Genomic DNA, 23,433 nt, shown 5'->3' with positions numbered 1-23,433 from the left:
AATAATTCCTGAATTTTAATAACAGAAACAAAATAATGATTATTCACATAATACAAAAACAAATTAATCTGATGTTTTAATCTAAATTATAGAATTATCTTTTCATTATTAACTCAGCAGTAAAACCGATATAAAAAGACAAAATAAAAGCTGGTATTTAACCAGCTATTTATTTAAAGGTTTTCCAAAATATTAACTCGCTTCAGCAAGTTTTAACTCTTTTAGATTACGATATTTTGCACCGCGGTGATTTTTAGGCAAATATGGCCCAGCACCAAATAGTTTTTCTCTTAATGTTCCTTGTGCATATGAAGTTTGATATACCCCACGTTTTTGCAACTCTGGCACAATAAACTCAACCACATCAGCAAAGGTTTGATGAGCCAAAATGTAAGCAAGGTTAAAGCCATCAATATCAGTATCTTCAACCCATTGCTGTAGAGCATCTGAAACTGTTTCTGCCGAACCCACTAACACAGGCCCATTACCACCTAAGCTGTTCCAATTTGCAATTTCTTCAATGGTCCAAACACGCTCTGGATCTGCATTTACATAAGAATCTAATAAAGATTGAATCGCGTTAGTTTGAATATATTCAACTTTGTCCGTTGGCTGGTATTGTGAGAAGTCCACACCTGACCAGCCAGACAGCAATGTTAATGCCCCATCATAGCTTCCATAGCTTTGATATTCTTTAAACTTAGCCTGTGCTTTTGCATCGGTTTCATCAGTGACAATCGACAAAAGTGCATAAATTTTAACTGAGTACGGGTCGCGGCCTTCTTGAGCCAGTTTTTGGCGAATGCCTTGCACGACTTTTTTAGTAGCAATTTTAGACGGTGCTGCAATGAATACGCATTCGGCATTTTGGCTGGCAAACTTCTGCCCACGTGAGGAAGCACCTGCTTGATAAAGTACAGGCGTCCGCTGTGGTGATGGCTCACAAATATGGATGCCCGGTACAGTAAAGTATTTACCTTCATGCTGAATAGGATGTACTTTTTTATGGTCAGCAAAGACACCACTTTCACGGTCACGCAGGACCGAACCTTCTTCCCAAGAACCTTCCCAAAGTTTATAGAGCACTTCTAAATATTCATCAGCAATATCATAACGATTATCATGATTGACCTGAGTTTTTAGGCCTAAGTTTTTTGAACCACTTTCCAAATAAGACGTCACGATATTCCATCCAACTCGCCCTTTAGTTAAATGGTCTAACGTGCTAATCCGTCTAGCAAAAGGATAAGGATGCTCAAAGGAAATAGATGTGGTCACACCAAAGCCCAAGTGCTTTGTAACTGCCGCCATGGCTGGCACAATCTGTAATGGATCATTGACCGGAACTTGTACTGCGCCTGTTAAGGCATGTTCAGCACTCTGATGGTAAACGTCATAAATCCCAAGCACATCTGCAATAAAAATACCGTCAAAAAAACCGCGCTCCAAAATTTGTGCTAAATCTGTCCAATATTCTAAATCTTTATATTCAACGGATCGATCTTGAGGATGTCGCCATAATCCGGGAGATTGATGTGCAATACAATTCATTTCAAAAGCATTAAAACTAATCTTCTTAGTCATAAAATATCAACCAACATTTTAATTACTTTTATACTAAAGCAATTTTTATCTATTCTTTATAATATAAATCCCAAACAAAATATGATTTTATTCTAATAGATTTTTATAGTTTATTTTAAAAAACAAAAACAATATTAAGCCGCTAAAATAGCAGCTTAATATCTAAAATTTTAAATTATTGTTTAGCAACGTTACCAATTCGCCACTGATAAGGCGGTAATGTTCCATTCACACTAAAATCACCTACTATTCGATTTTTAAACACTCTTGGGTTGTGTGAAGATAAAGTTCGTACATTTCGCCAGTATCGATCTAGACCTAAATCTTTGTCTGTCGCCGAGGCACCTAATGCATCAAATAAAATGGTAGATGCGTTTAAGATTAAATCGGTAATGACCGTTTGAGACTGCGCACTTTCAAGCTCGGCAAGTGCATTTTGCTCTTCTTCAAGCTGCTCATTATTTTGAAATGCTGCCAAGTAAGCGCGCTGTAAGCTGCGTGCAACTTTTTCAACAATCGCCCCTGCACTGTAAGCAGCGCCACGGATTTGTCCCACTACTTGTAAAATTTGTGGGTCCTGTTTTACAAATTGGGCATTCGCATGAGTATAGTTTCGGGTACGTTTAGCCACCGCTTGGGAAACCTCATAGGTTGCAGCTCGTCCTAAACCTGTAATGATTGCCAGTTGCACAAGTTGATAATAAGCAGCCGAATATTTAAAACGATCATCATCAGGTAAGATTTCGGTTTCATCAACCAATACGTCATGGAAATATGCCGTGCCACTTGCAGTGAGTTGCTGACCAAAGCCATTCCAGTCATCAACAATTTCAACGCCTTCATCTTCACGGCGGACAACAACTGAGCCAGACTCCCCATTTAAATCTGTTACACCAACGTCAACCCAGTCCGCATATAGGCTACCTGTAGTGTAGTATTTTTGACCTTTAACTCGAATTTTTCCGTCAGCATCCCGATGTAAATGAGTTTCGAATTGATCGATTGACTCTTTACCACCCTCCGACCATGCACTGCCAACCGTTTCACCATTTGCAATACGACTTAACCAGCGCTGTTGAAATTCTTTATTTTTGCTGACCAGCACATCTTCAGTAAAACCGAAGTGCACACGCAACGCTTGCGGTAAATTTGAGTCTGCTTCTGAAAGTTCAATTAACAATGCAAATAGTTCAGGAATAGTTGCCTCAAAGCCACCATGTGCCTTAGGAAGTCGTAATCTTGTAAAACCAATATCTTTGAGCCACTGAAGTTGTTCATACGGCAAAATGTGCTGTTGCTCACGGATTAAAGCCCCTTCTTTAATGCGTGCAAATGTCGGTCTGAAATTTTTTGCCAATTCATCATAACGTTCAGAAGGCCCTTCACCCCATACCCGAGAAATAATTGAGGCCTGACTAAGTGCAGCGTGAGTTAGTGAACCGAGATGATGCTCAAAATTTAGATTTGTCATGTAAGTAAAACCAATATTGCTTTGCTTTTACCATAAAATATTTATTTCACATGAAAACGATTATTTTTTTATAACAGTATTCATTCTTCATATAACGCCAGAAAATGCCTACCAACATTAAGCGATCTCTTTCTTTTGAAGGCTATGCTGACTTTGCAATAAGGTTTGCATATATTCTGAATAGACAGATAACTTCTCAAAAATATGTTCCGAATAAAACATATCATCAATTAAATGGGTCATTTGAGAGGCGGTAAAAGTATCACATAAGCCTACAAGCTGTGCATTTAGCTGGGCAAATTGGGCACACAATTTCACATAGGTTTCATCTTTATTTTTAAATAATAATTGACGCATATCTAAATCATTTAGATCGTTTAAACCAGTATTTTGTTGGAGATTAATCCAATAAATTTTGACTTTTAGAAACAACCCAAGCTCTTCTAAATGCTCTAGGTCTATATCTAAATTTGTAATTAAAAAAATTGTGGAGATATCACTTCGACACAGTGCTTTGATTAAGCTTAAATAAATAAACCCGACCTCACTCAACTCTGATAATTCTAAATCTAGATATATTTTTAAACTTTCAAGAACTTCATCTGCTTTAAACAAAACTTTCTTTTCGGCTTGATAATATTTATTGAGAATAGCAAGAACGGGCTTTGTCGCTGGTGTTGTATAAATAGCAGGCTTATTGAGGTTAGCAAAAACAAAAGGTGAAAATAGATAAGCCAAACTGCTTTGCTGTGGATGAATATGTGATTGAATTAAATAAACGGTTTGAGATTTAGAAAAGTCTCTTAAGACTTTTGCTCTTAATAAAGTTGCTTCAAGATTAACATAGGCCTGCTCTAATTGAGCCATTATAGGCACTGGAATAGCTTGATTTTTAATAATTTTATGTAGGATATTGAGTTGAGAAGTGATAAACATTTTTTAACATCCAAGCTATTTTAGAAGAGCTGACACTTAAACCAAAGTCTTTAATAACCTACTTAACAACCAGAACTCATACAAAACAACAAGGGAATAGACAAGAAGAAATTTATCCGGTGCTCATCTGTAAACCCAAAGTCGCATTCATGGTGTTTTTGAAGATTGATTTTGACCAGCCATAAACCTTGTTCATTTTTATTTTGGACTTTTGATGAATGGATATATAGCTACAGATAATTGAAAAAAAACTATAGCACCCATAATAATGACTTCAGACTGTTATAGTTTTATAAAAAATTTCTGTATCTACATATACAAAATGAGTGAGTGCATGATTATGAAAACTTCTTAAGGTAGGTAGTTTTCATGAAACGATCTATGGTTCATCGTCAGATATTTCATCAATGTTTCAATGCAACATGCATTTTTACAAATGCAACATCAAGCATGAGCTTTGTTAACAGATTGAGAACAATCAATCTATTCTATTCTATTGAAATATCAAGCAATTATATTACTCCGTCCTTCTGTCATTTTACTTGCTAAGAACATTTATCACAGAAGTAAGTTCAATCGTCAGAATACTTTATTGCCTGAAAATAAGTATTTAACACAATCAATCATCATCAGCTAGTTCACAGGGGGAATGTATATGAGCCTCGGTCTAACCGCTTTAGAATTAGCACGAATACAATTTGCTTTCACAGTATCCTTTCATATTATTTTTCCAGCCACCTCCATTGGTCTTGCCTGCTTTTTAGCAGTTTTAGAGTGGAAGTGGTTAAGAACTCAAAATCCGATTTATAAAGATCTATTTAAATACTGGATCAAGATCTTTGCCGTTGCCTTTGGTATGGGTGTAGTCTCGGGTGTGGTCATGAGTTATCAGTTCGGTACCAACTGGAGTGAGTTTTCTCGTATTGCAGGAAGTATTACCGGTCCTTTACTTACCTATGAAGTCTTGAGTGCCTTCTTTTTAGAAGCTGGTTTCTTAGGCATTATGTTGTTTGGTTGGGGACGTGTCGGTCCCAGAGCCCATTTCTTTGCCACACTTATGGTTGCGATTGGTACCTGTATTTCCATGTTCTGGATTTTATCATCCAATAGCTGGATGCAGACCCCTCAAGGCTTCGCTATAGAAAATGGCATTATTGTGCCAAAAGACTGGTTTGCAATTGTCTTTAACCCATCCTTCCCTTACCGCTTTGCCCATATGGGTGCAGCAGCCTTTTTAGTTTCTTCTTTATTAGTCGTAGGAACTTCTGCATGGCACTTAGTGAAAGGCCGTCGTGATGAATTGGTAAAAAAATCGTTCTCGATGGGTCTATGGATGGTGCTTGTGACTTCATGTTTGCAAGTCGTAATTGGTGATAATCATGGTTTAAATACCCGTGAGCATCAACCTGCCAAACTAGCAGCGATGGAAGGTCATTGGGAAACGAATCACAATGAACCTATGCCACTGTTACTCTTTGCAATTCCAGATATGAAAGAAGAACGAAACCATTTTGAAGTGGGTGTTCCATATTTAGGTAGTTTAATTTTAACTCACAGTTTAGATGGCCAAGTTACAGGTTTAAAAGACTTCGCACCTGAAGATCGACCAAACTCAACCATCGTTTTCTGGAGCTTCCGTGTGATGGTCGGGCTTGGCGTACTCATGGTCACGCTGTCTTTAATTGCTCTTTGGTTACGTAAGCGTGGAAAACTTTATGAAACTTCATGGTTCCATAAGTTTGCTTTAGTGATGGGGCCATCTGGTTATATCGCCATGCTTGCAGGTTGGGTAACCACTGAAGTCGGCCGTCAACCATGGGTGGTATATGGCATCCTACGAACTAAAGATGGTTTATCTCATACTGTTTCGGCAGAACAAGTCGGCCTTAGCCTCTTTATTTTTGTAGTGGTATATACCATCGTTTTTGGCAGCGGTATCTACTACACCTTAAAATTGATTAATAAAGGCCCTGTATTTATCGATACGCCAAATATGGAAGCAGGCGGTGTTGGACACTTTAAAACACCAATGCGCCCACTCAGTGCTGTCGATGAAAACATTGACAGTAAACAAAATTCTGGGGAGAACCGTCATGATTGATCTTTCTTTAATATGGGTCGGTATTATCGGTTTAGGTGTCATGATTTATGTCGTCATGGATGGCTTTGACTTAGGAATCGGGATCATGTTCCCTTTCATTAAGAACAGCCAAGAACGTGATGTGATGATGAATACCGTAGCCCCTGTCTGGGATGGCAACGAAACATGGATGGTACTCGGTGGAGCTGGTCTATATGCTGCATTTCCACTAGTTTACTCAACGGTTTTATCGGCACTGTATTTACCTATTATTTTTATGGTAATTGCCTTAATTTTCCGTGGAGTCGCATTTGAATTCCGCTTTAAAGCTCATCGCACCAAATACCTTTGGGACTTAGCTTTTATTTGGGGTTCAGTGTTAACTAGCTTCCTTCAAGGCATCATCTTGGGTGCCTATATTCAAGGTATTAAAACCACCAATGGTATTTTTTCTGGCGGATCACTTGATTGGTTGACACCATTTACCTTCTTTACTGGTATTGGTGTAGTTGCCATGTATGCCACTTTAGGATGTGGATGGCTTATTTTAAAAACCGAAAAAGGCTTGCAGCAACGCATGTATGAGCTTATGCCAAAGCTCATTATTGCACTGCTCATTATTTTTGGTGGTGTAAGTCTATATACACCATTGACCCATCCAGAGATTGCAGAACGGTGGTTCTCTTTACCAAATCTGTTCTATTTTAGCCCAGTACCTATTTTGGTTTTATTGTTTGTTGGCCTGATTTTATCGGCGTGTAAAAAGCAGCAACATGACCTTAAACCATTTGTATATACGCTAGCCCTCGTTTTCCTTGCATTTACAGGTTTTGTGATTAGTTTGTGGCCTTATATTATTCCGCCATCAGTCACTATCTGGCAAGCCGCAGCTCCACATTCAAGCCAAATGTTTGCTTTAGTCGGTGCGCTCATTCTGATTCCAATCATTATTGCTTACACTATTGTGTCTTACTGGGTATTCCGTGACAAAGTACGTGTAGGTGATGAAGGCTATCATTAAAGTTAGGAGGGTTTTATGAAAAATTTATCTTCTAAACTGTCTCAAACCCAATGGTTTATTTTGCTATGGCTAGGTGGTTTTTTAGCATTAGCTGTTATTGCTGGTTTGTTTAAAGTGATATTGATTTATGCAGCCCCTTACCTAAAGTAAACTTATTTTTATAAGCAAATGCCGTTTGTAGATTCTACAAACGGCATTTATTATTGATTAAGTGCATCTTTCATTTTGTCATTTCGTGCAGCCAATACATGTATAAATCAGAACAACTTGCCCATAGCATTCGCCAACTCATTGAGAGCGGCACTTTAAATGCACACGAGAAGTTACCTTCTTTAAGAGATCAGGTGCAACGCTCTGGTTTTAGTTTAATGACGGTAATGAATGCTTACCAAGAGCTTGAATCTCAAGGTTTGATCTATTCCAAAGAAAAATCGGGATACTTCGTTGCTGAGCAAATTACGCTTAAACCTTTAGAACAATATTCTGTTGTTTCACTCAATTCTAAAATTGAAATTAACTCTTTAGTTTTTAAATATCTTAAATCGATTCAACATGAGTCTGTCATCCCTTTTGGCTCGGCCTTTCCAGATAGTCAGCTTTTATATGCACCAAAACTCATTCAAATTATGGGGCAGCTTGCCCGCCAGAAACAAAGTTACGACCAGACTACGAGCCTACCTCCGGGTAATTTAGCTTTACGAAAACTCATTGCTCAACGCTACTGTATGCAAGGAATACAGACCGATCCAGATGACATTGTCATTACATCTGGTGGGTTGGATGCGCTCAATCTTTCTTTACAAGCAGTTGCTCAACCAGGCGACTATATTTTATTACAGCAAAACGTATTTTATGGCGCTTGGCAGGCAGCAGAACGTTTAGGGCTAAAAGTTATTACCATTCCTGAACATCCTCAACATGGTTTTGATCTAGATGCTTTTGAACAGGTCATTAACAATTATCCAATTAAAGTATGTTGGCTCATGCTCAATAGCCATAATCCAATTGGGTTTACAGTCAGCGATGACATTAAATATAAAATTGCCAAATTGCTTCATGAGCACCAGATTTATTTGATTGAAGATGATGTCTATGAAGAGCTGTTTTATGGCGGACAAAAACCACTTTCAATGAAGTATTTTGACCAACAAAATCTGGTGCTCCACTGCTCGTCTTTTTCTAAAACGTTAGGTGCAGGTTTTCGGGTGGGTTGGGTCTATGCGGGGAAGTTTTCAGACCATATTCAACACTTACAACTTATGAGTACCATTTCAGTAAATGCACTCATTCAAAATGCATTAGTCGAGTTTTTGTCTCATCATCACTATGAAAAGCACTTACGTATTCTCAGGCTTTCACTTGAGCGTTATAAAAAGCAGTTTTATCATTATTTAAAGCAAAATCTACCACCATCTTGCGAAGTGTATTATTACCCAAGTGGTTATTTTCTTTGGGTTAAGCTGCCGAATAGTTTAGATAGTATGCAAATTTATGAAGAGTTAATTCAACAAAACATTGGAGTAGCTCCAAGCCCTTTGTTTAGTGTTTTACCCGCGCAGCAGCATTATTTAAGAATCAACTGTTCTTTTGAATCGACACCTAAAATTCAAAGTGCATTAGAACAAATCATTAAGACAATTCAACAAAGAGTTGAAGCTGTTTCTTAAATAAAGCACTTCGACCTAAGCACAATTTTATAGTGGTGATTTTGTGGTAACTTTATAGCTTAAATCTATATTTTTAAAGGAAACAGGTTCAAGGGATTAATATGGAAATTGATGAAGAACTCACCCTTAAAAAGATACAGATTTTTTTAGCATTTATGCGCTGTGGCAATTTATCAAAAACAGCGACAGAAATGGAGCTTAGTAATGTCAGTGTTCACAAAGCATTGCACTCTTTAGAAAGTGCTTTGCGTTGCCCACTTTTTAAAAATGAAGGACGTAATCTAATTCCTTTAAAAAGTGCCTATGTATTTGAAGAACGGGCACAAAAAATCGTACAGGACATTTTTATAACTGTTAATAAAACCAGAGAAGCTGCTGGCTTTGCGGCAAAAGTTTTACATTTAGGCTCTCTTTATTCTTTAACTGTCAAAACAATTCCAAATGTGATTAGTGGTCTTAAACTCAGACGTAGTGAGCTAGATATTCAATTGTTACTCAGCTCAAATCAGGATTTAGTTAAAAAGCTTAAAGCAACGGAACTTGATGCGATTATTGTGGCTTTAAATGAAACCACTCAAGATGATGACTTTGAAATTTTGCCGATGTTTTCAGATGATATTTTTCTGGCGGTAAACAAAGATTCTAAATATGCAGAGTTTAAAGACATTGATTTAAGTTTATTAAAAGAAGAGACCTTCCTCACTTTAACCAAAGGCTTTGCAACCCATAACGATAGCGATATTATTTTTAAGAAAGCAGGTTTTTCCCCTAAAGTTGCTTTGCAAGTGAACGATATTTTTACCTTAATTAGTATGGTCAGTTCAGGCGTTGGTTTTGCCCTTTTACCGGGTCGTATTTCTGCGGTTTATGAAAGCTCAGTTAAGCTTATTCCCCTAAAACAGCAATATCATATGCAACAAGAAATTGGTTTGGTTTTCTTGAAAAGTAAAGAACGAGATCCAAACTTACTCGCACTGATTGCTGAGTGTCGTATGTTTGCTTCTAATTTTAAAAGATAAAAATAAGGGCCGTTGTTTTGTATAACAACAGCCCTTTTTATTTAAGCCGTGGACGCTTAGCCACCTACCAATGCTTTAACCGCAAAGAATAAAACTGTTGGTCCCATTAAACAGCCAAGTCCCGTATGGAACGTTGCTGTGAGTGCACCATAAGGTACTAAACGGCGATCTGTCGCGGCCAAGCCCGCCGACACTCCACTGACAGTTCCAGCCAAGCCACCAAAAATCATGGCAGAACGTGGATTATCGAGTCCCATAAATTTAGCAGTGAGCGGTGTTGAGACCATCACACAAATTGCTTTAACTAAACCTGTTGCAATCGACAATGCCATTACTTCTGAACTTGCACCAATTGCAGCGCCTGTAACTGGTCCCACAATATAAGTCACAGCACCTGCACCGATTGTGGTAATACTCACCGCATCTCGATAACCAAAAATCCAAGCAAACATACAACCAACAATAAACGGCAGAATAGTTCCTAGGAATAAAGAGAATGCGCCAATAAACCCAGCTTTTTTCGCTTCAGTGGCTTGTACTTCAAATGCCGTTGCTACAATTGTAAAGTCACGTAACATTGCACCGCCCATGAGCCCTACACCGGTAAAGAGTGCAAGATCAGTTATGCCTTTTTCACCACCCGTCATTTTTCCGCCAAACCACGCCAAGATTAAACCAATCACAATTGCAATTGCTGAAGCATGCACGCGTCCATTGGTTAAATATTTAGATAACTTGGTCGACAACCACATGATTAAAGCAATTAAGGCGAAAGCTGTAATTAAACCTAAATGGGTTAAGTCTTTTAATAATAGATCAACCATGAACTTTGCCTCCAATGCGGTTTAATGTGGTGTCTTCTTCCTTAGGTAAAGGGGTTGCTTTGTTATAACGACTTAAACCCGCAATCGTGAGCGTACAAACGATAACTGAAACCACAGCGGCAAAGAGTGCCATATGTCCACTAGATAAAGCTGAAACGACATTTTGTTGTGCTGCCATAGCAACAACAACAGGGATATACATGGTGCCCCAGAATGAAACGCCTTTTTCGGTTTCAACTGTCATAACACCACGTTTTTCCATCCATAACCGTATGCAAATGAGTAAAATCATGGCGATACCCACGCCACCAACGTTGGACTTTACGCCCAATAAAATGCCCAACAGATCACCGACAATCACACCCACCAAGGTGCAAAGTGCGAGTAAACCAACTCCATATATAATCATGACAATCCCTCATATCCTTGGATCATTTATGCTTTTGTAAAATCAGATTCAAAAAGAAAAACTATTGTCCTGTTCTTTTTGCATTGCCATCTGAATGATGTCTATGCGTGTTCCTTGAAAAGACAACACGGTTCCTTCTTTAAATGTTCGACGTGCAAGTGTAGTAAGCACCGTTCCCGGCAACGCTTCGATCTGCAACCTAACACCTCGCTCCCATGCAGCTTGGATGGTACTTTCCCAATCTACAGTTCGGCTCATATTAAAAGCCAAGTCATCCCTAATTTGTTCTGGCCTGCTAAGCGTACGAGCCGTTGTACCACTTAAATATCGAATTTTAGGCTGCTTAAAAGTCACTCCCTCCATAGACGCTGCAAGTTGCTCTGCTTGCTGACTTAATAATTCACAGTGCGATGGCACCGATACATCTAACTTTTTTGCCACCACGCCTTGTTGCTTTGCCAAAACAGCAACTTGGTTCATGGCTTCAAAACTTCCTGAAATAACGATTTGGTTATGTGCATTAATATTTGCGACAAAAACCTGTGGCGTTATTTGATAAATTTGTTTCACCCATGCTTCGACAGCTGCACGGTCTGTACCAATTAGCGCAGTCATGCCATAGCCAATTGGGTAGGCGGTTTGCATGAGTTCCCCTCGATACGCAACTAAGCGAATAGCATCTTCATAGTCTAAAACCCCAGCGACAACTGCTGCCGACCATGCACCAATCGATAGACCCGCTACATAATCAGGTCTTAAGTCTTCAGCAGCTAATAATGCTGAGCTCACCACGCCTGAAATAAGCAAACAAAGCTGTACGGCTCTTGTCGATTGCAACACAGCCGAACTGTCTAACATCAAAACATCTTCCTTGAGTGCATCCGATGCACGCTCAAGGTATTCTTTAACCAGAGCGCTTTGAGGTAAGTCGTGCAACATATTGCTTCGTTGCACACCTTGTCCCGGATATACCCAAATCGAAGCCATGATATCTATTCCCTAATTCCATGGGTTTTCTACTAAAACAGCACCATCTGCACGTTTTAATAGAACTTTTCCGCTATTCCTAGCCCATTCTTTTAACGCCAGACCACCCTGTGGCAGTTGTAGCTGTATATCCACATTCAGCCCCGCTTGCTGAAAATTTTCGAGTAGCTCGACTGCTTGCTTTTTGGCAAAAGGCTGTTCAGCTCGAATCAACAAATCTATGTCACTTTGTTGGGTGACTGTTTCAATACCAGTTGCCAACTCAAACCCAAAACTTCCTGTATAGCCCCAACATCCTGAAAAACTTTTCATGATGTTAGAAATGCTCTGCAAACGTTCTGCCAAATGCTCAAACTGCTGTGTATTAACGTGAGTTAGTGCTTCGGGTTTAAGTTGTTTGGTAATAGCAGATCGTGGCATTTGAGCTGCATATCGTTGATGACGGAATTGCCCTCTTACGCCCACAGCCACCTGATCTAGAGGAGTGATTGCCCGCCGAACCACAACAGGATCGCCTCGTAGTAAAACCTCTTTCACCCAAAGCGGAGCATCATCAGCCAAGCAGTCGGCTGTCATGCCCCACAACAAATCATGGGCTTCGAGATCAAGTTTCATGACCATTGCTCACGCAATAATTCACGGACCTTTTTAGACATCTGACGGTTTTGGCCGTGAAGTCTTTGTTCCAGTCCTCTAGATTGATCAGCATTAATTTCTTTAAATGCTTGAGCAACCACCTGCTTCGCTAACAACAGATCATCGTTTGTCGGTTGTTCAGGATTTTCAACCGATAATAGTTCCGACAACAATCCAAGCGTTGCATAACTTTCGATGTCATAAGCCATTGGAGGAATGCTTGCAGCTAATTGTTCTAACTCATCAACCGACCGTTGGGTAACGCGTGCAGCAGATTCTTTGCCCATTGCATGCACCATAACACCTGAATCTTTTAAGGCAATAATACGATTGGCTTGGTAACCATGTGCTAAAAAAGCGCCTGACATCGACTTACCAACCAATAAACTGACAATAGGATGGCCTGCCAATCTAGCTCTAGCGTAGCTGTCTACTGCACCCGCTAAAGCTTGATGAATACCCAATAATTCTTCACGGCGACCATAGGCCTGACTAGGTACATCAACCAGACATAAAATGCCGCGTTTAATCTCGGCATGCGCATCAGCTTGAATCACATCATCAACCGCTTTTGCCAAGCTCCAACCTTCCAAAAGGCCAACTTCACCTTGTCTAGCTCGCGGGAACAAATTATTGCTGTCTTGAACAACGGCAATCACACGTACTGCTTGCTGATCAATCTGACCATCAGCCACCCAAACTGAAGCTGGAAAACCTTCAACTGTCTTAAAACCCTGTGTGAATGCTTTAAACCACTGTGCACCTCGCGTAGATGCTTTTAATGTATCAACTGCGATATTCATGCTTGTTCTCCTTGATACAAAGCTTGAACCTGTGCTGGGGTAATCTGCTCAGCAGTATCGACTTGTTGTAGCTTCGCTAAATAGAATGAGTAGTTTGAACTACGATGCTGCTGAGGCACGCCTTGAGATAAATAATCAATTACTTGTTGGCGAACTTTCTGGCGATCATCGTCAACATAGGCATCTGCCAGACCACTGGCAAAACGCTGATTTCCCCCAGTTATGCTCCAAATAAATGGGCGATCTTTGGCGTTATATTCTTGTACGCCAGCTTCTTGTTCAATCACTTGCGGACCATTTAAGCCTAAACGTCCTTCTTGTGTCATTACAATATAGCTACAAAGTCCAGCCGCAATAGACATGCCACCAAAGCACCCTACACTGCCTGCAACTACAACAATCACGGGTTGATACTGCCGTAAGTTCACAATTGCAGCCTGAATTTCAGCAATTGCAGCCAAACCCAGATTTGCTTCTTGTAAGCGAACCCCACCCGTTTCTAGTAATAAGATTGCAGCCGTTGGAATACCTTTAAGATTGTCTTCAACCGCAAGCTCTAATGCACCAGCAATTTTGGCACCCCCAACCTCGCCTAAGCTTCCACCCTGAAATAAGCCTTCAATTGAAATCAAAACTACTGGTCGTTCTTCAATAGTTCCTTTTGCAATCACCACGCCATCATCTGCTTGTGGCACAATATTTTGCTTAACAAGCCAAGGTGACATGACGCGTGCAAATGGATCGAGTAACTCACGAAAAGTCCCTTCATCCAATAATGCCTTGGCACGTTCTCTTGCACTGAGTTCAATAAAATCTTGTTTATTTAATAAACTTTGGATATCAGTCATGCGCAATCTCCTCCAAAGCCTGTTCCAGACGTAAGCGAACAACACCGGGGGTTGCACCAAAGTCATGAATATCAATATTGACGGCTGGTGGCATCTGCGCTGTAAAAATCCGTTCAAAAAGATTTTTCCAACGTGCAACACTACCATCCACCGAAGTCACCACCTGAATAGTGGTTTTTCCCGCCTCACCAGGTTCCATCAAAATTTCTAAATCACCTGAACCCACACATCCGACTAATGCCTTTTTTACAGGTGGCTCTGTCGCCAAAAACTCAAAATGAAGTGTTTCCATAATCAACATCCCTCTTTATTTTTTGAAGATGACTGCTCAACACGATCTATAAACAATGTTGCTGCCAACAAATCGGCTGCTCCGCCAGCGGATGCTTTCATCCTAAGTAGGTCAATCTCTAACAAATGCAAAGCACGTCGGCCTTCTAAGCTTGAGCTGCCACCCAAATCCAGTACTTGCTGAGCACCTTGTTGCATACGCTTTAAACCAGATGTTCCAGAGCGATAAAGCACGCAGGTATCGGTCAGGTTCGTCATCAAGGCAAGCAAAGCATCTAAACGAGCGAACTCTTCTTTCATCGGTTTACTGCGACTTTGATAAAGCTGCTTTAAACCAAAATTCACAATGGTTGGGAAACCTTGTTGCGCCTGTTCTTTTGCACCTAAGACAGCTATTTTTTTCTGTACTTGCTGACCATGACTCAAAGCCTGTTTGGGAATAAAACGATCTTCTAGCTGGGCAATCTGACCTGCCAGCTGACACAACTCAACAGCCGATAAATATTGTTGATTTGCGCGTGCAAGTGCCGCTGCCGTGACCATTAAACCCAAGGCCCAAATTGCACCGCGGTGTGTGTTGACTCCATCTGTTGCCAACATCATGACCTTTTCACCTTGGCGACCAATTTCACCAATGTCTTCACGCAAGGCCTGACACACTGTTCCGTGCTGGATTGCTGCTTGCGCCATCGCATCAAACATTGGGCCTAGACTTTTCGCAGAACGCTCCATTAATTTCAAAGTCAGATCATCATGTGCGCCACTGCCACGACGGTCGACCAAGGCGGGCTTTGGTGTCAGATTCACTTCATCAATTAAAGCCTCGACCGCCATGTCTGCTAAAAGCTGACTATGGCTGAGTGTTTGATATTGAATTTGAGCCATCATTACCAACTCCTGAATTTTGCAGGGGGTTGATATAAACCATCTGACCATGTCACCAAGTCAGCAATATTTTTTGCAGCTAAAAGCTCACGTGTTGCATCGGTACGGCGAATACCTAAATCTTCAGGGAATACCACTAAACCTTCACGTCTTAAACGTGCTGTGGTTTTAGGATCTTGGCTTAGACCAATACTGGTTACCCCTGCCACTGCGGCAATCATGGCTTGACGCTCTTCTTGACTACTTGCTTTATATAAATAAGCAATGCCTTCTTCGGTCAGTAAATGGGTGACATCATCGCCATAAATCATGATCGGTGCTAAAGGCAGACCTGCGGTTTTAGCAACATCAATCGCATCAAGACGATCCACAAAAGTCGGCTTACCACCTTCTTGAAAGGTTTCCACCATTTGCACAACTAGCTTTTTACCGCGGGCCAAATAGGTTTCTGTTTCATTGGCACCTTGCAAGCGCATATCTAGCCATGCTGGCGTATCGTGACGACGACCACGCGGGTCATGCCCCATGTTCGGTGCACCACCGAAACCAGCTAAACGACCTTTAGTGACAGTCGAAGAATGCCCCATGCCATCAACTTGCAAAGTTGCACCGATAAATAGATCAACGGCGTATTGACCTGCAAGCTGACACATCATGCGGTTAGAACGCAGCGCCCCATCACGACCTGTAAAGAAAACGTCAGGACGAGCGGCTACATATTTTTCCATGCCGAGTTCAGTACCAAAGCAATGCACACTTTCAACCCAACCTGTTTCAATGGCAGGAATTAAGGTTGGATGCGGGTTAAGAGTCCAGTTTCGGCAAATTTTTCCTTTTAAACCTAAAGACTCGCCATAGGTCGGTAAAATCAACTCAATTGCCGCAGTGTTAAAACCAATCCCATGATTTAACGATTGCACATTATGCTTTTCATAAATTCCGCGAATTGCCATCATCGCCATAAGCACATGAACAGGTTTGATATGTTTCGGGTCGCGGGTAAATAAGGGTTCAATATAAAAAGGCTGGTCTGCCACAACCACAAAATCAACCCAAGAAGCAGGAATATCGACACGTGGTAAATCAGTTACGTCATCGACCAATTCATTAACCTGAACAATCACAATGCCGTCACTAAAAGCCGCCGGTTCAATGAGTGCAGGAGAATCTTCAGTACTTGGACCTGTATAGATATTGCCTTGGCGGTCTGCCATAAAACCAGCAGAAAGCACCACATTTGGAATAAGATCGACTACAAGACGTGAATACAACTCGATATAGGTATGGATGGCACCAATTTCTAATAATCCATCTTCAATCAACTGGCTAATACGTAAACTTTGTGGGCCAGCAAAAGAAAAATCGAGCTTACGCGCAATGCCTTTTTCAAATAGATCGAGGTGTTCTGAGCGTCCAACGCTTGGCATAATCATATGTAAATCATGCAAAACATCTGGATTGGTTTGTGCCAAAGATCGAGATAAGAAATCTGCTTGCTTTTGGTTATTCCCTTCGAGTACGACTCTGTCACCCGGTGTAATCAAGGTTTCTAAGACTTTAATAATATCTTGAGTTGGAATGACAACTCCGTCGGTATATTGGCTTGCCATCTCCAGTTTTAGTTGTTTGGCATGACGCCGCTTTGTCCATAACCGTTCTTTATTCTGAACTGATCCTTCCATGTGCTTACCTATATAGATCGCAGTTTTGTTCTGAATCTATAAAAGCGCTTTATGGAATTTTGATCAATCAACCTACATCGGTAGTTATTAACCTCAGGTTAATGATTTATTTTAAGGTGGCTAAAAAGGAATTTGAGAGAATAGACATATTAAATGTCCTGTAGAAACAGGCTTATTTATAAAAACTGGTGCTTCAACTGTTTTGTATCAAACTATCAGATGATAGAATATTAAGTCTAATTATTCAGCTGCAATTACTTGATAAAAAATAGTTTATGCTAAAGAAATATACATATACCTGCTGCCAAAGACGCCTCAACATTTTCAAGCTGGACTGTTGATACTTCGCTATATAAAAACCAAAAACATCCAGACTCATCAATTAATACTTATAATTAAAGGCTCTTTATGCTTCAAAATACCATGCATCGCCAAGTTCTAATTTTGGCGAGCTCCCAGTCACTTTTTCAAACGATATCAGTGATCGTCATGACCATTGGTGGTTTGGCTGGGGCTAATATTGCAAATACTCCTACGCTTGCAACTTTACCCATTGCATCTATGTTTTTGGGTACTGCTTTAATGATGTTTCCTGCCTCAATGCTCATGGCGCATGTAGGACGACGTAACGGTTTTTTATTCGGTGCTTCTTTAGGCGTGCTTGGTGGTATTATTGCCTCAATTGGCATCTTTTATAGCTCACTACTCCTTCTTGCATTAGGCACGCTATGTGTTGGAGCATATCAATCTTTTGCTCAGTTTTATCGTTTTGCTGCCAGTGAAGTTGCAAATGACGCGTTCCGTTCACGTGCTATTTCTTGGGTTATGGCTGGTGGTATTGTTGCTGCACTCATTGGCCCAACTTTGGCACGTTTTGGTGGTCCTTTATTCCAACATTTAGAATATATCGGTTCATTTTTAATTATCAGCATCATCTCACTCGTGGCAATGGGCATTTTATCCAGCTTAAATATTGCTCATACAGTTGAACAAAAATCTGACTTCACTGCTGGTCGACCATGGCAAGAGATTGTATTTAAACCTACCTATTTAGTTGCTTTGTTTGGGGCAGTAACAGGCTATGGCATCATGATTTTAGGTATGACCGCCACACCGATCGCCATGCGACACTCACATCATGAACTTGAATCGATTACAACAGTCATTCAACTACATGTACTCGGTATGTTCCTACCTTCATTCTTTACTGGAAACTTAATCGCCCGATTTGGTGTGCTTAAAATCATGTTTGCAGGTCTTGTGTTATTTGCTTGCTATATTGGTTTTTCCCTCTCTGGTATTCAGTTCGAATCTTTTGCTATCTCTTTAATTTTATTAGGCGTGGGATGGAACTTTTTATTTATTGGCAGTACTTCTTTACTAACAGGAACGTATACGCCAGTTGAAAAAGCCAAGGCCCAAGCCATTAACGACATGACTGTTTTTATTGTCGGCTTAATCTGTTCTTTTAGCGCAGGTGCGTTACTCGACTTAGTTGGCTGGAAAGCAATGAATACGGCTTTAATACCGTGGTTAGTCATTGCAGCAGTTTCTCTTTTCTGGCTAAGCCCAAAAAGAGAAAAGCAGCTTGTTTAAATGATTTCTAACGCGGTTTTTTAACAGCCATTGCAAGTTTGACGAACCGCAGGCCATTCATGTTTTAAAATGCTATAAACATGGGTATCTCGCAAAATATCATCTTTGACAATTTGAAATTAACTGCCCTTAGAACCTTATCTTTTCATTCACGATTTAGAACTAAATAATAATTTCATACCCAATCCAATAAAGCCTAAAGCAAAACTGCGCCTAAGCCACTTTAATACAACAGGTTTGCCTACTACATGTTGACGCATCATTGCCGCAAAAGTGCCATAAAACATAAAAACCACTAGCGTAATGAGCATAAAGCTTGCACCCAATAGCAACATATCCCATGTAGGTGTTGTCGTATCAGTTCTAACAAACTGAGGTAAAAAGGCCAAGAAAAACAATGGTAATTTGGGGTTAAATAAATTTATAAATACAGCATAATTTATAATTTCGAAGGCTGAATGTTCTTTATTTTCTTGTTCAAAATGAAATGTTCCCTTCTCCTTAAGTGATGACCAAGCCATATACAATAAATAGGAAACTCCTAGAAATTTTAAAATAGTAAATAGATATGGACTAGTGACAAACACTAAAGCAAGACCGGCAATCGCCAGCACCATGTGTGGAATAATACCAAGAGTACAACCCACCGCCGCAAACAGACTGGCTTTTCCCCCTCGGGTTAAACCTGTGGCAATGGTATAAATTGCGCCTGAACCCGGCGAGATAACCACAATAAGTGATGTAACTAAAAATTCGATACTGATTGCATAAGCCACTCCAAACATGGATTTTGGCTGAGTATTACAGAGATACAAAATAGTGGTCTTGAACAAAATTGCAGAAGTTTTTCTAAGATAAAATAGCTTTCTGATAACGACTCGGAGTAATGCCTAACTGGCGGACAAACGCTCTTGTCATATGGCTTTGATCAGCAAAACCTGCTCGCAAGGCTGCTTCAATTAGAGTATTTCCCTCTAACAGATAACGGCGTGCATGGCATACTCGTCGTTGTAGTAAATAGGCATGTGGCGTAATACCGATCTCACGAGAAAAGCTTCGCAATAACTGAAACTGGCTCAGATCACATAAACTAGCCAACTCACCGAGTGTAACCGCGTGCTCCGACATATCATCAAGATATTCTTTGGCACGTTGAGCAGAAGAACAACGGGCGTGTTGATAACGTTCAGATAGCATGTGGTAACGACTTACATGCATCAAGCTAAATAAAAGCATTTCCTCCAATGCTGTATTTTCAGCAACGGGCAATGACATTTCATTAAATAATCGCAATAAGCACTGGCCTAAAAGCCTATCACGTACCAAAGGCTGCAATACGGCATCAGCACTACGCCCTTCGGCAGCCAATTCTTGTTTTAATATTTCTGGCTGAATATAAACCATTTGCCACGCACGAGGACCATCAAGCGGTATACCATCATGAATTTCACTAGGGTTTACAATAATGACATCACCCGGTCCTGCCTCAACATGACCAACCAAACTCCATGAACGTTGTGCACCGCTGGTAATGATTCCAATACCGAGATGATCATGTGAGTGACGTGGAAAACTATGCTCGGTCAATAATGATAGAGCCTCAGTTCCAACAATTTGAGAACACAGTGGATCAACCTGATGGACTGGTCTAGACAATGGACTCATCCTGTAATAATAGTTATTTATTCTAATGCTTTTTCAAGAGCCGTAGAAATTATGATCAAAGCATTAATTTTGCATAATTCATATCATTCAGCAATCCTCTCTCAGGTAGAGAGGATACTTTTAGAAGAAATGAATTGTTAAATCATTTTAATCTTGGCTTACATAGTAACCATTCCAAGTTTTGACGAACCGCAGGCCATTCATGTTTTAAAATGCTATAAACATGGGTGTCCCGCAAAATATCATCTTTTACAATTTGATGGCTTCTGAGCACGCCATCGAGCTTTGCACCTAAACGTACAATTGCGGCTTGGCTTTGCACATTTAAAGAAGATGTTCGTAACTCAACCGCAATGCAGTCTAAAGACTCAAATGCATGAGCCAACAATAGTTTTTTACACTCAGTGTTCACAGGCGTGCGCTGTGCAGATTTACGATACCAAGTCGAACCAATCTCTGCACGGCGATGAGCTGCTTCAATATGCATTAAGGTCGTCATACCCACCGCTTGCCCTGTTTTTCGGTCTTCAATATAAAATGGCAACATGCTTCCAGATTGTTGCAAACCAAGACGTCTTTCAATTTCAGCAGTCATCTGTTCAGGTCTTGGCACACGGGTATACCAAAGGTTGTAGAGCTCACCATCGCAAACTGCTTCTGCTAGAGATTCAGCTTGAGTTAGATTTAGTGGCTTTAAAATAACGTGTTCGCCTACCAACTCAACAGGTGTAGTCCAAGACATGTTTTTCTCCTTAATGAATACTAAAATTTTATATTTTCAAAACTATTTGTTTAACTCAGCCACACTGTACATAGCATCCGCTATAGTTTTATGACCAGATTTCGCTAGACCATCTGCCGCACCTAAAATATCTCGACGCTCTTTGTTTTGCCCAAGTTTTGATTTTCCTTGAAGCTTGGTAATTTCAATTTCTATACCGACAATAGCTTTTAGCATGGGTTCTAGATAGTCTTTTGGTGCATCAGACATTTTCCATGGTTCAGGTTGAGATGCTTCATGTGTACGGGTTAAACGAGCCACAACACCTCGAACATAACGCTCATCATCTCGAATCGTCACTTTACCGTAAGCATGTACAACTCTATAGTTCCATGTTGGCACTTGTTTGTGCTGTTCATGTTTGGATGGATACCAGTTTGGGGAAATATAAGCATCACCCGCCTGAAACACGACGAGTACCTCATCTCCATTTTTAACGTCCTGCCAGACAGGATTAATTCTAGATACATGCGCATGCAACACCCCTAAGTTCCCTTCATTTGTCTGTAACTCAAACGGAAGATGATTTGCATCTAAACCATTGCCCCCATGAGTAAAAAGCACACCAAACGGATGCTCCAAAATAAGAGAATGCAATACGTCCAAACGGTTTTCTGCAAAATCATCAGGGATATACATGGCTAAGAACCTCGTTGTAAATATCAGGGTTATTTATATTTTGTGTTGTAAATTTTCTGGTTTATGTGGTTTATTAAAAAGGACCACTTTGTATTTTTTTAAGTAGACCAGAATTATGGCAAGAATGGCAAAAGTTGTTGAACTTCCGTCTATTGCAAAGATTGATAAAAGCCAAGGAAAGATTAGTGCTCAACTGACCCAAGCTTTACGTGAAGCTGTACAAAGTGGCGATTTGCAGCCAGGAGACCCTTTGCCATCTTCCCGAGAACTGGCCCAAACCCTTGAGGTCGCTCGCGGAACCATTATTGAAGCTTATGATCAGCTTTTAGCTGAAGGTGTTTTTGATTCTCAAGCAAGAACTGGCACCTATGTGTCTCATGCTTTAGTTAAAAAAAATACGCCGCAACATTCTCAAAAAGAAACCATATTTAGCTCAATCCCTTTGACTAAGTCAGCAATCTCCTATGCCCAAGTGCTTAAAGAATTTAAACCGCTTCCTCATGCTCCTTTTGCGGTGTCTGTCCCGATTGCTCGCACCCAACCGAGTGACATCTGGCGTAAGTTCGGTAATAAATTTAGATCGCGAGGTGCAGGTGCTCCTTCGGGTTATGGCGAAGCTCAAGGTGTGTTACCACTAAGAATTGCTATAGCAGACTACGTACGTCGATCCCGCTCTGTCCACTGCGAACCTGAACAAATTGTGATTACACCCGGCATTCAGCAGTCACTGTATATATGCAGCCAGATTTTATTTGAAGCAAAAGATGAAGTCTGGATAGAAGATCCGGCATATCGGGGTACCACAGCCATTTTTGAGCATGCCGTACAAAACATCCGTATGGTGCGTGTTCCTGTCGATGAAGAAGGCATTCAAGTTGAAGCTGGTGTTAAGCTTTCTCCAAATGCCCGTGCAGCGTTTGTAACGCCATCTCACCAATATCCTCTTGGCATGCCGATGAGTCTGGCAAGACGTACTGCTTTATTGGCTTGGGCAAAACAGCAAAAAGCATGGATCATTGAAGATGACTATGACAGTGAACTTCGTTATAACGGTCAACCCTTCCCATCTTTACAAGGCATGGCACCCGATCAAGTGATTTATCTCGGTACTTTCAGCAAAGTATTATTTCCATCTCTTAGACTTGGCTATGCAGTGTTACCTAAGGAACTGGTGGCACCTTTTTGTGGACTGAGGGTGTTAATTGATAGACACCCGCCTACAGCCGACCAACATGTTTTGGCTGCTTTTATTCAAGAAGGCTATTTAGAGCGACATATTCGACGTATTCGGAATGTTTACTCAGAAGTTCGAGAACACATTATTGGTTTGATTGAAAAATACATACCTCAAGAGCTGGCTTGGTTACAACCGGGCGATCAAGGCATGCATATGGTGTTATGGCTTACTCAACACATTAATGACGTTGAAGTCGCGAGCACGGCAGTCAATGCAGGCATTGCGATTAAGGCAATTTCACCGACATTTTCAAAAGAACAGCAACGTTCGGGTTTAATTGTTGGCTTAGGTGACTTTGAGCCCGAACTGATGGAACAAGCCATAAAAAAACTATCAAAAATCATTCAACAACATGACAAGCCCACATAAACA

Annotated in this window: 23 protein-coding genes and 1 pseudogene; 7 read left to right on the top strand and 17 right to left on the bottom strand. The window is 40.5% G+C overall.

The features are described from left to right. Positions 1-192: 192 nt before the first annotated feature. The 3 genes from ASF86_RS03250 to ASF86_RS03240 all read right to left on the bottom strand — a co-directional run bounded on the left by ASF86_RS03250 (position 193) and on the right by ASF86_RS03240 (position 3,991). Positions 193-1,584: an LLM class flavin-dependent oxidoreductase gene (locus ASF86_RS03250; protein WP_056479401.1), complete on the bottom strand. Its 1,392-nt coding sequence runs from the start codon at positions 1,582-1,584 to the stop codon at positions 193-195. A gap of 175 nt (positions 1,585-1,759) precedes the next feature. After that, positions 1,760-3,055: an acyl-CoA dehydrogenase family protein gene (locus ASF86_RS03245; protein ID WP_056479398.1), complete on the bottom strand. Its 1,296-nt coding sequence runs from the start codon at positions 3,053-3,055 to the stop codon at positions 1,760-1,762. A 117-nt stretch (positions 3,056-3,172) separates the two neighbouring features. Beyond that, positions 3,173-3,991: a hypothetical protein gene (locus ASF86_RS03240; RefSeq protein ID WP_056479395.1), complete on the bottom strand. Its 819-nt coding sequence runs from the start codon at positions 3,989-3,991 to the stop codon at positions 3,173-3,175. A 655-nt stretch (positions 3,992-4,646) separates the two neighbouring features. Here ASF86_RS03240 and ASF86_RS03235 point away from each other — a divergent pair. From ASF86_RS03235 to ASF86_RS03220, 5 genes are all read left to right on the top strand, one after another. Continuing rightward, a complete protein-coding gene (locus tag ASF86_RS03235; protein ID WP_045436368.1) occupies positions 4,647-6,092 on the top strand; it encodes a cytochrome ubiquinol oxidase subunit I in 1,446 nt (481 codons plus the stop codon). Then, a complete protein-coding gene (gene cydB / locus ASF86_RS03230; protein ID WP_056479392.1) occupies positions 6,085-7,092 on the top strand; it encodes a cytochrome d ubiquinol oxidase subunit II in 1,008 nt (335 codons plus the stop codon). Before ASF86_RS03235 ends, cydB begins: the two co-directional genes overlap by 8 nt. 15 nt (positions 7,093-7,107) lie before the next feature. After that, on the top strand, positions 7,108-7,242 hold the full coding sequence (locus ASF86_RS18990) for a hypothetical protein (protein WP_003651253.1): 135 nt from the start codon (positions 7,108-7,110) through the stop codon (positions 7,240-7,242). Between the two features lie 98 nt (positions 7,243-7,340). Then, positions 7,341-8,759 carry a PLP-dependent aminotransferase family protein gene (locus ASF86_RS03225; RefSeq protein ID WP_056479391.1) on the top strand — a complete coding sequence of 473 codons (1,419 nt, stop codon included), beginning with the start codon at positions 7,341-7,343 and terminating at the stop codon, positions 8,757-8,759. 101 nt (positions 8,760-8,860) lie between these two features. Next, positions 8,861-9,778 (top strand): LysR family transcriptional regulator, encoded by a 918-nt coding sequence (locus ASF86_RS03220; protein ID WP_003651250.1) that lies wholly within the window; start codon positions 8,861-8,863, stop codon positions 9,776-9,778. Between the two features lie 56 nt (positions 9,779-9,834). Here ASF86_RS03220 and madM read toward each other — a convergent pair whose 3' ends face one another. Genes madM through mdcA form a run of 9 tightly spaced genes read right to left on the bottom strand, consistent with a single transcriptional unit; the run spans position 9,835 to position 17,143 of the window. Next, complete coding sequence (gene madM / locus ASF86_RS03215) at positions 9,835-10,602, bottom strand: malonate transporter subunit MadM (protein WP_004642493.1); 768 nt, start codon at positions 10,600-10,602, stop codon at positions 9,835-9,837. Further along, positions 10,595-11,011, bottom strand: coding sequence for a malonate transporter subunit MadL (gene madL, locus ASF86_RS03210; RefSeq protein WP_017390471.1), 417 nt, complete (start codon positions 11,009-11,011; stop codon positions 10,595-10,597). Before madL ends, madM begins: the two co-directional genes overlap by 8 nt. A gap of 48 nt (positions 11,012-11,059) precedes the next feature. Next, positions 11,060-11,998, bottom strand: a complete 939-nt coding sequence (gene mdcH, locus ASF86_RS03205; protein ID WP_056479388.1) for a malonate decarboxylase subunit epsilon — start codon at positions 11,996-11,998, stop codon at positions 11,060-11,062. Positions 11,999-12,010: 12 nt separating this feature from the next. Continuing rightward, positions 12,011-12,619 carry a malonate decarboxylase holo-ACP synthase gene (locus ASF86_RS03200; RefSeq protein WP_081407533.1) on the bottom strand — a complete coding sequence of 203 codons (609 nt, stop codon included), beginning with the start codon at positions 12,617-12,619 and terminating at the stop codon, positions 12,011-12,013. Continuing rightward, complete coding sequence (gene mdcE, locus ASF86_RS03195) at positions 12,610-13,437, bottom strand: biotin-independent malonate decarboxylase subunit gamma (protein ID WP_056479386.1); 828 nt, start codon at positions 13,435-13,437, stop codon at positions 12,610-12,612. Before mdcE ends, ASF86_RS03200 begins: the two co-directional genes overlap by 10 nt. After that, a complete protein-coding gene (locus ASF86_RS03190; protein ID WP_056479383.1) occupies positions 13,434-14,285 on the bottom strand; it encodes a biotin-independent malonate decarboxylase subunit beta in 852 nt (283 codons plus the stop codon). Before ASF86_RS03190 ends, mdcE begins: the two co-directional genes overlap by 4 nt. Next, positions 14,278-14,577, bottom strand: a complete 300-nt coding sequence (locus ASF86_RS03185) for a malonate decarboxylase subunit delta (protein ID WP_056479380.1) — start codon at positions 14,575-14,577, stop codon at positions 14,278-14,280. The genes ASF86_RS03190 and ASF86_RS03185 overlap by 8 nt, the downstream gene beginning before the upstream one ends. Before the next feature lie 2 nt (positions 14,578-14,579). Beyond that, complete coding sequence (locus ASF86_RS03180; protein ID WP_056479377.1) at positions 14,580-15,464, bottom strand: triphosphoribosyl-dephospho-CoA synthase; 885 nt, start codon at positions 15,462-15,464, stop codon at positions 14,580-14,582. Continuing rightward, a complete protein-coding gene (mdcA, locus tag ASF86_RS03175) occupies positions 15,464-17,143 on the bottom strand; it encodes a malonate decarboxylase subunit alpha (RefSeq protein WP_056479374.1) in 1,680 nt (559 codons plus the stop codon). The genes ASF86_RS03180 and mdcA overlap by 1 nt, the downstream gene beginning before the upstream one ends. Before the next feature lie 408 nt (positions 17,144-17,551). Here mdcA and ASF86_RS03170 point away from each other — a divergent pair, with 408 nt between their 5' ends. Continuing rightward, positions 17,552-18,739: an MFS transporter gene (locus ASF86_RS03170; protein WP_056479371.1), complete on the top strand. Its 1,188-nt coding sequence runs from the start codon at positions 17,552-17,554 to the stop codon at positions 18,737-18,739. Here ASF86_RS03170 and ASF86_RS19985 read toward each other — a convergent pair. The 5 genes and pseudogenes from ASF86_RS19985 to ASF86_RS03150 all read right to left on the bottom strand — a co-directional run. Then, positions 18,707-18,855: pseudogene (locus ASF86_RS19985) on the bottom strand (hypothetical protein); the annotation flags it as partial. The gene ASF86_RS03170 and the pseudogene ASF86_RS19985 overlap by 33 nt on opposite strands. A 33-nt stretch (positions 18,856-18,888) precedes the next feature. Next, a complete protein-coding gene (locus tag ASF86_RS03165; protein WP_081407532.1) occupies positions 18,889-19,524 on the bottom strand; it encodes a LysE family translocator in 636 nt (211 codons plus the stop codon). A 64-nt stretch (positions 19,525-19,588) separates the two neighbouring features. Further along, positions 19,589-20,404: a helix-turn-helix transcriptional regulator gene (locus tag ASF86_RS03160; RefSeq protein WP_264753222.1), complete on the bottom strand. Its 816-nt coding sequence runs from the start codon at positions 20,402-20,404 to the stop codon at positions 19,589-19,591. A 142-nt stretch (positions 20,405-20,546) separates the two neighbouring features. Next, on the bottom strand, positions 20,547-21,146 hold the full coding sequence (locus ASF86_RS03155) for a GNAT family N-acetyltransferase (RefSeq protein ID WP_056479368.1): 600 nt from the start codon (positions 21,144-21,146) through the stop codon (positions 20,547-20,549). Positions 21,147-21,188: 42 nt separating this feature from the next. Continuing rightward, positions 21,189-21,824 (bottom strand): FMN-binding negative transcriptional regulator, encoded by a 636-nt coding sequence (locus tag ASF86_RS03150; RefSeq protein ID WP_056479365.1) that lies wholly within the window; start codon positions 21,822-21,824, stop codon positions 21,189-21,191. A gap of 115 nt (positions 21,825-21,939) precedes the next feature. On the opposite strand from ASF86_RS03150, the gene ASF86_RS03145 reads away from it, so the two are divergent. Further along, positions 21,940-23,430, top strand: coding sequence for a PLP-dependent aminotransferase family protein (locus ASF86_RS03145; protein WP_056479362.1), 1,491 nt, complete (start codon positions 21,940-21,942; stop codon positions 23,428-23,430). Positions 23,431-23,433: the final 3 nt, after the last annotated feature.

Origin of the sequence: Acinetobacter sp. Leaf130 (assembly GCF_001423205.1) — a bacterium.
Classification (GTDB): Bacteria; Pseudomonadota; Gammaproteobacteria; order Pseudomonadales; family Moraxellaceae; genus Acinetobacter; species Acinetobacter calcoaceticus.
Note: the sequence above shows the minus strand (reverse complement) of the source record. Positions and strands in the feature narration are given on the sequence as shown.